The sequence below is a fragment of the Phocaeicola coprophilus DSM 18228 = JCM 13818 genome (assembly GCF_000157915.1).
In the GTDB taxonomy this organism is placed as follows: Bacteria; Bacteroidota; Bacteroidia; order Bacteroidales; family Bacteroidaceae; genus Phocaeicola; species Phocaeicola coprophilus.
Window position 1 is genome coordinate 1 of record NZ_EQ973699.1, and the last position, 978, is coordinate 978.

Annotated in this window: 1 protein-coding gene; it reads left to right on the forward strand. The window is 47.9% G+C overall.

Annotated elements, in window-relative coordinates:
• The coding region (locus tag BACCOPRO_RS17055) for a threonine--tRNA ligase (protein WP_040311651.1) at positions 1-978 on the forward strand (978 nt) is incomplete at both ends.

Genomic DNA, 978 nt, shown 5'->3' on the forward strand with positions numbered 1-978 from the left:
TTGGCATGTGGCGTGAACGGTGAAACGATTGATTTGAATCGTCCTATCAGCGAAGATGCAAACTTCGTTCTTTATAAATGGGAAGATGAAGAAGGTAAGCATGCCTTCTGGCATACAAGTGCTCACTTGCTGGCTGAGGCTTTGCAGGAGCTTTACCCCGGTATTCAGTTTGGTATCGGACCGGCTATTGAAAACGGATTCTATTATGATGTAGATCCGGGAGAAGCCGTGATCAAGGAAGGTGACCTGCCTGCCATTGAAAAGAAAATGGCTGAACTGGCTGCCAAGAAAGAGACACTCGTACGTCAGAGCATCGCAAAGGATGATGCACTGAAGATGTTCGGTGAAAGAGGTGAAACTTACAAGTGTGAACTGATCTCCGAACTGGAAGATGGTCATATCACAACTTATACGCAGGGTGCATTTACGGATTTGTGCCGTGGCCCGCATTTGATGTCTACGGCTCCGATCAAAGCCATTAAGCTGCTTTCCGTTGCCGGTGCTTACTGGAGAGGTCAGGAAGACCGCAAGCAGATGACACGTATCTATGGTATTACCTTCCCGAAGAAGAAGATGCTCGATGAGTATCTGGTCATGCTGGAAGAAGCCAAGAAACGTGACCACCGTAAGATCGGTAAGGAGATGGATCTGTTCATGTTCTCAGATACGGTAGGTAAAGGTTTGCCGATGTGGCTCCCGAAAGGTACTGCGCTGCGCTTGCGTCTGCAGGACTTCCTGCGTCGCATCCAGGCCCGTTATGATTATCAGGAAGTCATTTGTCCGCCGATTGGTAACAAGTTGCTTTATGTAACTTCAGGACACTATGCGAAGTATGGTAAGGACGCATTCCAGCCTATTCATACTCCGGAAGAAGGAGAAGAATACTTCCTGAAACCGATGAACTGTCCGCACCACTGTATGATCTATAAGAACTCTCCGCGTTCTTATCGTGATCTGCCGTTGCGAATCGCTGAATTC